The organism is Microvirga sp. 3-52 (assembly GCF_018383585.1).
Classification (GTDB): Bacteria; Pseudomonadota; Alphaproteobacteria; order Rhizobiales; family Beijerinckiaceae; genus Microvirga.
The window spans coordinates 1-9,272 of the sequence record NZ_JAHAMK010000067.1; the positions used below are offsets into that span (position 1 = coordinate 1).

The 9,272-nt window shown below is 58.5% G+C and carries 5 protein-coding genes and 2 pseudogenes; 2 read left to right on the forward strand and 5 right to left on the reverse strand.

The features are described from left to right. A pseudogene (locus KHP60_RS24560) lies at positions 1 to 146 on the forward strand (IS256 family transposase); the annotation flags it as partial. A 30-nt stretch (positions 147 to 176) separates the two neighbouring features. Here KHP60_RS24560 and KHP60_RS24565 read toward each other — a convergent pair. Continuing rightward, complete coding sequence (locus KHP60_RS24565) at positions 177 to 485, reverse strand: hypothetical protein (RefSeq protein ID WP_213566897.1); 309 nt, start codon at positions 483 to 485, stop codon at positions 177 to 179. Positions 486 to 524: 39 nt separating this feature from the next. Continuing rightward, positions 525 to 1,676 carry a site-specific integrase gene (locus KHP60_RS24570; RefSeq protein WP_213566898.1) on the reverse strand — a complete coding sequence of 384 codons (1,152 nt, stop codon included), beginning with the start codon at positions 1,674 to 1,676 and terminating at the stop codon, positions 525 to 527. Positions 1,677 to 2,172: 496 nt separating this feature from the next. Here KHP60_RS24570 and KHP60_RS24575 point away from each other — a divergent pair, with 496 nt between their 5' ends. After that, complete coding sequence (locus KHP60_RS24575) at positions 2,173 to 2,541, forward strand: transposase (protein ID WP_311925353.1); 369 nt, start codon at positions 2,173 to 2,175, stop codon at positions 2,539 to 2,541. 114 nt (positions 2,542 to 2,655) lie between these two features. On the opposite strand, the gene KHP60_RS24580 is transcribed toward KHP60_RS24575, so the two are convergent. From KHP60_RS24580 to KHP60_RS24590, 3 genes and pseudogenes are all read right to left on the reverse strand, one after another. Beyond that, positions 2,656 to 6,984 carry a hypothetical protein gene (locus KHP60_RS24580; protein WP_213566899.1) on the reverse strand — a complete coding sequence of 1,443 codons (4,329 nt, stop codon included), beginning with the start codon at positions 6,982 to 6,984 and terminating at the stop codon, positions 2,656 to 2,658. A gap of 591 nt (positions 6,985 to 7,575) precedes the next feature. After that, positions 7,576 to 8,322 carry a hypothetical protein gene (locus KHP60_RS24585; protein WP_213566900.1) on the reverse strand — a complete coding sequence of 249 codons (747 nt, stop codon included), beginning with the start codon at positions 8,320 to 8,322 and terminating at the stop codon, positions 7,576 to 7,578. A gap of 773 nt (positions 8,323 to 9,095) precedes the next feature. Beyond that, positions 9,096 to 9,272, reverse strand: a pseudogene (locus tag KHP60_RS24590) (IS630 family transposase); the annotation flags it as partial.

Below are 9,272 nucleotides of genomic sequence, written 5' to 3' on the forward strand. Positions count from 1 at the left end.
ACGACCGGGCGGTGATCCGGCTGGTGGGAGCCCTGATGCTGGAGCAGAACGATGAATGGGCGGTGAGCCGGCGCTACATGTCGCTGGAAAGTCTGAGCGCGTTGAGCGATGATCCCGTTCGCAGGCTGTCAGCCGTGACCGCCTGAGCAACCCGGCTCAGCCGAGGACTGGCGCTCTTACACCACGCCGTGGGACACGATCTTTTTTCGTTCGGAGAACTCTTTGTCTAACACCCACCAAGCCTCTTCATTGATAGACTTGAGAGCCTCAACCAAGGCTCGAGCTCGCGTAGATATGAGTTGAAGTGCGTCCCGGCTGTGTTTCTGAGGTGATTGCCTAAGCGCATCGCCGTTGTCCAGCATGAAGAGAACTTCGGCGATCTCTGCTTGGAAATCGTCATCAAGTTGATGAGGTGACTTTCCTAGGAGAGAGGCGATCTCGTCATGTGCGCTTTTCGGATAATAGCCAATCAACGCTTCATGCATAGCGCTCTCCGATCAAACTCATTTAGACAGCTAGACCTCTCACGTCTGCAGCATGGCCTGTGCCAACCTCTCGCCAATCAGATCTGCTGCTTGCTGGAGAGGATCGGATGCAAGATGCGCATAGCGGGCTGTGGTTGCTGCTTGGGCGTGCCCGAGCAGTGCCCCAATGACGGGCAGTCCGAGCCCTGCTCCCGCACCGATTGAAGCAAACGAGTGCCGGAGGTCGTGGAGTCGCACGTCCGGAAGCTGTGCCAGGTTGCGGACTTTGCGCCAAGGCTTCTCAAGGTTCACAAGGTGCTTGCCCACACGCTCACCTGGAATGACAAACGGATTGCCATCTAAGCGGGGCAGGGTGGCGAGGAGATTGCGGGATGCGGCATTGAGGTAGATCGTCTTTGCCCCGGTCTTGCTGTCGGCGAGATTCAGAAAATGACGCTCCAAGTCGATATGATCCCAGCGTAGGGTCAGAATCTCCGTGAGCCGGGCTCCCGTGAACACCAGCAGCCGGATGGCGGCCACAACATAGGGTGACGTTAGCTTTTGTTCCTCAGCTTGGGTAAGGGCTGTACCCAAGCGCGCTAGCTCGGCCGAGGAGAGGTAGCGCCGGCGCATCTGCTCAGCAAAGCGCTCAATACCCACACAGGGATTGCGCTCCCCACGCCGGCCGGACCAGTTGAACATCTTGGACAGGAGCGCCACCAGCCTGTTGGCTTGGTAGGGTGTAGCCCTGAACTTCAGGTGCAGCCTCTCAATGTCCGACGACCGAACCTCATCGATCTTCAGCCGGCCCAACTCGGGTTTCACAACCCGCTCAATCAGGCGCTTGTATTCGGTGTAAGTGCGATCCTTAGATTTGGCCTCGACATGCTCCTCCAGAAAGCGGTCAGCTAAGGCGCTGAGGGTAGGGGCGGAGCGGTCCTTCTGCTTCTTGTCGGCTGGATCTTTGCCCTCGGCGACCAAGCCAAGGATCCGCTTGGCTTCCCGCCGGGCCAACTCCGGCGTCCAGGGGGAGCCGTGTTTGCCGATTGTGTACCAGCGCTGCCTGGCCTGCGAGCGGTACTTAACCAAGTAGACTCGATCACGCCGTTGGCAGCGCACGCCAAAGCCGCGGATTTCGACATCCCAGATGATTTCTCCCGGCGCAAGTCGGTCGACCGCGGCCTTGGTGATCTTGGTGGCTGCTTCAGGCATGGTGGTTGCTACTCAGCGAATTAGCTACCATGCTGCAGCGTAAATCAGCGGTTTTGTGGCGGCTAGCGTCCGCCGGAACTCTTCAGGAGTAGGGCATGCGGCGGTTAGTGTCGGATAGGTAGTAGTCCGGACCGCAAACTTTTAATCAGAGGGTCCTGGGTTCGAGTCCCAGCGCGCTCACCATATCTCTCAAGAGGTTAGCCCCTGTGTGACCAGCCGGCAGGCCGCAGTTCTCAATCCTAGTAATCACATAGTAAGCACCCGGAGCACTTTGGTGCTGCAGGGCTCATCTAAGCCTATGCACGTCATAGCAAGGCTGTGGATATCTATGATTTAGGCAACCTGCATAGCTGTGATGAGACTACGCCCCAAAAGTGAACAGCGGTGGCTTGGGCCGGCTGGCAAGCGGGCGACGGGCTGCTGTGCCTCGACTGGACGCTGCTGCGGCTGTTTCCGCCCCTGCGCGACCTGGGCGCTCAAGGGCAGGCAGGCGGTCGTGCCGATCACCGGCCGCGATGCCAAGTGGGTGCTGTTTGGGGCCATCGACCTGCGGACCCCTCGCCGCGTGGTGCTGGTCCGCCATCGCGCCGGTCAGGCCGCCGCCCAGGCGTTCTTGTGCGCGCTGCGCCGGTACCGCAGCACCGGCTGGCTCTCGCTGCTGACCAATCGGGCCAGCGCCCACACCGCCCCGCAAACCCAAGCCTTGGCGGACCGGCTGCACATCCGGTTCGTGTGGCTGCCCCGGCAGGCGCCGGAACTGAGCCCGATGGATCAGCTCTGGCGCGAGCTCAAGCGGCTGATTGCGGCCAAGCGGCAGATGGCCTCCATCGATGCTCTGGCAGCGATGCCACGGCCTGGGTTCTGACGCTGACGCCGCAGCAAGGGCGCCGCAAGGTCGGTATGCTATCCAAACACTTCTGGCTCAGAAAGCTGTTGCAGAACTTTTGGCGACCTACTTCGCCTCCGAACGGGCCAGTCCCTAACGAAGCGCTTCGGGAAGACGGTAGAGCAGGCGTCGGGCGGCTGGCCATCCGGCATCGACGAAGGCTTCCAAGACCTCGACCAAGGCGAGGCGGCGGGCAAGATCATCAAAGAGTGCCCGGTGGTCTGCAATTGTTCTTCCGATCATTTTCACGAACTGATCGGCTCCCAACGATTCAGACTGATAGTTGTGTAGTTTGCCGGCTTGCAGCAGCGCGTGGGACGTGAGGTCGAAGACCATCGTTGGATCGCCGGGTGCAAGGAAATCCAGAAGCTGAAGCATATGGTAGATGGTTTTGGGGGGCCCTACATCGCCGACCCGCCGAAAGGTCTCTTCGTTGTCTCTGAGGTAGCGCTTCCGGTAGTCGATTTCTCCCAAAGCGCGTGGCTTCTCGCCCTTTCGGACCTCCGGAGCGCCGACCGCAAAGAAGAACTGGTCGGCCATCTGATTCAGTAGCTCCGCATCGTCGGAAGCTTCGGCATTGCGGGCATCCGTTCGGTCGGCTGGATCGAGGGCGATGTATTCTTCAAGGCCGCGGGCCGAGCGGTCGATGATCTCGAAAGCCAGCTTCTGGCATCGGGTACGCGTTTTTTGGTCCAGTGCATTGTCGTTGTCGTAACCGACGACCAGACCATTCCTTATCGAAAAGGCGCCATGCCGCAGCTCGGCTTTGAACGAGATGCGGTCCGCCAGCCAGCGATCAATGGTCTCACGCGCCGCCGTTTGACCGTGGCGCGTCCAAAGGTGGAAGACCAACGTTCCGATACCTTGATAAAAGGTATCCCGCCCGTCGCTTTCCTCAATGTTGCCCCGCTGCAAAATCGTTTGCGTAAGGGTGCCGATACGCTCAGGCTCGTCGTTGGATGCCCGAATAAGAAAGTTAACGAGTTGGACTAAAACGCGCGGGTTTGTCTCCTTATTTGCAAAAGTGTTCGTCAGATCCCATAGGAGCATTTTGTCGGCATTCCAAAGATAGCAAATCCGCCTGGCAATCTCATCGCGAACGTCAGGTGATTCATCAGCCGCGAGCGCACGAATTTCATCGGCGAAACGTTCTGCAGCTTCCGGTGCATTACGAACGATATTCATGATAGCTCCAGCGGTGTTTTCCCGCGCGCGCATCAGCATGTCTTCATCTGGTGTCGGGAGACTAGCCAGAGCCGGTTTCATGGACTTGAGTAAATCCTCTAACTCGGTTCGCCGGGAGGCCGTCAGCCCGCTAACCACTGCCTTGTCCGCCGTCATCCGCTCGATCATCAAGGCAACCTTCTCCCAACCGCGGGCGGCAACTAACGGATGCGCTGCAGTGCCTCCGCTGATCAATTGGTCCTGTAAAGCACCGACAGCGTCCAATCTCGCTTCCGTATCGGGGGTCTCCCGCACGACCATGTTCTCGCATGCACCGATGGCGGCGAGGATTGATGTGTTTGGTTCGATCGCGACATTGACCCCCTTGGCGAGCAGCCAGCTGTGTTCCTCTTGCTCGATCAACCCGGGATCGTAGAAGCAATGACCCTCGTCATTAGTTACCACCTGTCCTGTCGCAATGGCTTCGTCGACGACGTCTCTCGCAGCTTGCGTCTCGAGCGAGGCCCTACTGATGGAGCCAAAGACCTTTCGTCTGAAGTATAGTGCGGCATCCGTGGGTTTGTTTGACGCCGGGAATGTTGCAGCCAATACCTTCTCTTCGACTTCCTGCCGTTCGGCGGATGAGCGCTGGCTGTATTGGGAGGCCAAGAGGTCGATGGATGGTCCCATCGTATCGACCGAACGCAGGAGCTCGATCTGAGCGGCCCACGGCCAGAGCTTTGCGGCCAGCGCGCCTCCGCGCGCATTCGCAACCATCAACAGTCTGTTCCAGAGCCAGCCATGCTCGTTCTCAGCGATCAGCCGATCCGCAATCGCGATGGCGTCGGCATCAGGAGCGTTCTTCAGCATCTCGATGAAGCCGTCGATGACCTGCACCGCATCGTCGGAGTGTTGGGCTCGATGCGTGGCCGCCCAGATGTAACTATAATCCTGAGTAATGCGCCCAGCCTGATTGCCGATTGTCATCGTCAATGTTTCGACGGGTTCGGTCAGTTTATGTTCGTTTCGGATGTGGCTGCGGGACACCTTGATGGCCACTTCGGCGGCCGCCAAAGGATGCATTGTTGCAAAGGCGGGAAATGCCTCCTTGAGCGTCCATTGCGATAACTTGAAGTCCTGGCGGCGATTGCTCCTGAACGCCAAGATCTTGCTGGTGCCGAGATTTGTAAGGGTATTATCCTCGATCGTGTGGGCAAAGACGCAATCGTAAATCTTAACAACAAGATCGGTGTCGTGGGCCGCAATGTCGCCCACACAATCCGCCAGCCAATGCATGTCTTCCGGCGCATGCTGTTTCATGCGACTAGGCTCAAGAAGCCGCTCGATCAACTGTCGCGATGCAGTGGCATCGCTACCGAATGTCTTCGTGACGAAACCGATGGCGAGTGACATTAGCATCTCGCCGCCTTGAGCATCAAAGGCGTAGTTCATAACCGCCCTTGCTGCAACGCCTAGCTGCCCGCGCTGATTGGAATCGGTGACGCGGTCAATCAGGTTGTAAATCAATGTTCGAAGTGGCCACGCGATCTCGGTGACAAATGGCACTGCGGACTCGGCAATCGAGCACCATGGTGCTCGTGGCACGCCCACTTCGTCCTCCAATCGAACGGATAGTGCCCCGACAATGTCCCGGAATGCCCGTAACGCCCTCTCGCTCTCGCTTGATTGGGCCATCAACCGGACCAAGCCGGTTGTATCATCAACTTCCGATGGCAGGTCGCAACTGACGCGCGCAGCAACACTTCGGGCGATTGGATCAGCCGCAGCATCACCCGCAAGATTGGTAACTACCTGCCAGAAACGATCGCGCCCCGGTCCTGAGGTCTCCCACAGATGTTGAAGTGCGAAGGAAAGGGCTGGAGCGAGAAGCAAGCCCGCGCCACTACGCTTCAGCAGCTTGTCAGTCTTCGTGGTATCGTCAAGGTCGACAACCGTCCGGCTTGCGACATAGTCAAATAGAATGTGATGGCGAAACGCCACTTCTCGGTCGCCATTCACCGAAATGAGCACGCCTCGCTGCAGCAGCTGATCGAGAGCGCTTCCGGTGCCCGCTCCGGCCGCGATCCTTGTCGCCTCCATCCGGCCCCGATCGATCATAGCACTGACTGTATTGCCTAGACACTGTTCCGCCGGGAGGCCGAGTGGTCTCACACGCTCATTCCAGTACATTTCGAGCAGCTGGACCTGCGATCTGAGGTTTCGAAGCTGCTCCGGTGCGACTCCCCCCGTTAAGAGATCCGCGAGGAGTCGGGTGTTGAACGGCACTCTGGCCAGCTCCGCGAGCTTTGGTCCGCCGTTGTCAACGGCAACACGCAGAGCCGGGATTTTCGTCAGGATCTCCTCATATTCCGTGTCAGACCATTCTGGCACTCTAATGTGCCGCACGGCTTGGAACCGCAGGTCGGTAAATTCAGGGCTGGGAGGCACTCCTCGGAATAGTCGCCCGAACTCCTGCCCAACCATGAGATCAAACGTCCGGATCGATGCGACGATGCGCCATCGCCCTTCATCGAGCTCAAGCACCTCCTGCATCACGTTTCGAAAGAGCGCTTCGCTTCTCCCAAACCGGCAGGCGTCCAAAGCATCCAAAATCAGATACGCGGGGCCCGAGCCGGGCCAGTTTGCGAGTACGTCGGCAAGTGGATGGGAGATACCCAGCGTGGCCGACAATCCCTCGACCGACTCCACTTGCAATCGATCCAGGGCGAGAAGCACCACGTCGCGGCCCCCGGCATCAAGCTTCCGCGCGGCCTCGTGGACAACGGCACTTTTACCCGCTCCAGGATCGCCAACCACAACAAGCGACCCTTCCTCTGCCGCGGTGACACAGGCCTCCGCGCATGTGCGAGAAATCGTGATGTCGGCGCCGGACACCTGCGTGCGTCCGAAGTCCTGCAGCGCCCGTGCGACTCGAGACGAGCGATCCCTGAGCGCCGCGATGTCCGATCGATAGTCGGGAGAGGCGCTTATCGGAACGCCGCTTCTGGCTAGCTCGGAGCGCAATCCCGCAATGCTGATGCCGTTACGCGCGGCCATCCGCCGCTCACATTCTTTCTCAAGAACGGCAAGCGCGGCGGGCGCTGACGAACGATTGGTCAACGCATTGGCGAGGATAGTCTCCGCGGTCGTGCGATGCGGCCCGCCAAAGTCGAAATCGAGTATGTGGATGAACTTCAGGATCGTGTTGGGATCCACGCCAGCCACCGTGCCGCCGCGCGCTTTGAGCGCTTTGGCCATGAGCTTCCGAAAGCTAACGAGTGCGTTTGCTTGATCTTTCGAAAGTGTCGCGGATGATCCGGCCCTCGCAATGTCGAGGGCACGCGCCAGATGATTTTTGATTGTTCCCGATGTAGTGTGTCCAACGGCGATCACCATGACGTCGATGCCGGCGGTAAGTGGGCGGTCCCAACCATGCGCGCCCAACCCGACGGAGGCGGCTTCCCATAGGCGCGCGAATTCATCGCACGTCTTTCCGAGCTCACTGGTGAGCGATGTAGAGTTGGTCAGGCTGTTTTTTCCTTAGATGAACGCCCAGCCACCTGTATCCAAGGAGATCAAGATGTCGTCGACCGGCGCCTCAGTCTCGAAGCGAAAGCTTGTTGGCGTTGCCGAGCCCAGGCCCAGGCGTGCGTCGAGCGGTGCCCCTGCTAAGCCTTGCGAAGCGAAGTAAGCTGCGACCGATGCCTGAAAATTTACCCCCGACGCTGTGGCGTTCCCGCCCCCTGTCGCAAGCAGTTCTCTCTTCTTTGGCGCTTTGGCCTCTGGTTTCTTAACCATTAACTACTTTGAGCTCCATCCCATAGTTTCGCCTTCTCGCTGGTGCGTCCCCTACTGTCGTCTCACACGAAGCTGATTCATCCGATCGAAGTACTCGCGAACACGCGGATGAGCCGCAAGGTCGGCATGCATCGTCCATTCTTCGAATTTGTCTGCAGGAGCGACCAAGAATGACGCCGCTGGCCGACCGCGCACCCAGCATTCCTGCGGCAGGAGCGATGGGTTACACCGCTTGTCGATCTTGAGAAAGAATACAAGAGCCCCGACAGAGGAACGAATGACATTCACCCCTTCCTTGCGGTCAGGTAACCGGGCCCGGTAGAAGTGGACATCCTCGTTCCCGATCTGCATCTGGATGGCGGCTGCATCGATCATAGCAGGTATCGGTGTGATCTCGAACGCAACCTTTTTGAGCGTATCCGAGTAGGGGCCGATGGAGATGCGACCATTCTCTTTCTTGGTATTTGCGTATTCCCAAACAATGCCGGCAGCGAATTTGACGATGGAATCCCCGTCGCAAGGCTCGCAATCGAGGATCTTGCCAGCATGCACCCGTAGAGCACGGATCCTCTTGAGTAGATCAAATACGTAGCCCTCGTGCTTACCCAATGTCCCATCGCAGGGGCCGCAGAGAATGTCAGGGTCATAGATACCCGTATTGGTCTTGCGCAGACCATCCTGCTTCGCATGGACGAGAGCGTGCTTCTCGCCTCGCTCTGAGATCACCTCAGTTGCGAAAGCTTTCGGCACCAGATGAGCGTTGATCGTTTTCGACGCACCGCAAACCAGACACGCCAATGAACCTCTCCGTGGTTATTTCAGAGCCAAGGCCTTTGAGTTTTCCGCACCGTCTTGATCCAGAGCAGGGTGGCCTTAAACCCGTCTCGCCAGCTCTTGCTTGCGAAGTCTAATATCTTGGTGTTAAGGTCCCAGAAGCGATGCCTACCAGAGGTCCGGTCTTTCATCTAGTCGGGATCGATCCAGTCCACGGAACGGATGTCGATCACGCCTCCTATGAGCATGTGGGCGGCTAGCGCCTGAGCGTTCGTCGGCTCCGCAAAGGAGCGTTCACACCAAGGTCTGGACCAGCGGCTCCTGTCGTGGACGTGGCAACTGCCTCGACGGCGCTCCCGAACTCTGCGAGAAATCCGTCTTGATTTTCCGGGTCGCCCCGTTCTGTTGGGAGCTGTGCTGCGTGCTCATCGGCACGTACAATCATCAGCAACCTACGGTCAGGCTCGTCCAAAACCCCCTCTTGTAGGCCCTATGGTGCTGTTCGCGGGCGAAGACGTTTGTGGGGGACTGCACCTGGAACGGCCATCTCCCGAAGCGGATATGGTCCCATACGCGGTTCGGGAACGAAATAACCTCAAAGCATCTCGCTGACGGGGGTCTGTTGGTGGCACGAGGCAGACGGTGGCCGAACTTCCATATTCATAGGGAAAGCTGACCTTCATAAGACCACGCCCAACGGCTCAGTTTGACCCCGAGCCGACGTTCGTTGAGTTATGAAATTGGTCAATCAATGGAAAGCGGCCCTTCAGGCACAACATAGCTAGAGCACCGGTCATTCAGACGAATCCGTATCCGGCTGCGGTGAAGTAGTTACGGCATGCCTCGGGCTCGACGAGATCACAGATGTCGCCGATGGCCCGCCAGAGCGCCTCGACGGTCCGGGCTTCGGCTTTGCGCAAATGTGCTTTGATCTGTGAGAAGACCTGCTCAATCGGGTTCAAATCCGGACTGTA

Coding starts and splice junctions, on each gene's coding strand:
- KHP60_RS24565 (WP_213566897.1), bottom strand. CDS start 485: ATGCATGAAGCGTTGATTGGCTATTATCCGAAAAGCGCACATGACGAG.
- KHP60_RS24570 (WP_213566898.1), bottom strand. CDS start 1,676: ATGCCTGAAGCAGCCACCAAGATCACCAAGGCCGCGGTCGACCGACTT.
- KHP60_RS24580 (WP_213566899.1), bottom strand. CDS start 6,984: ATGGCCAAAGCGCTCAAAGCGCGCGGCGGCACGGTGGCTGGCGTGGAT.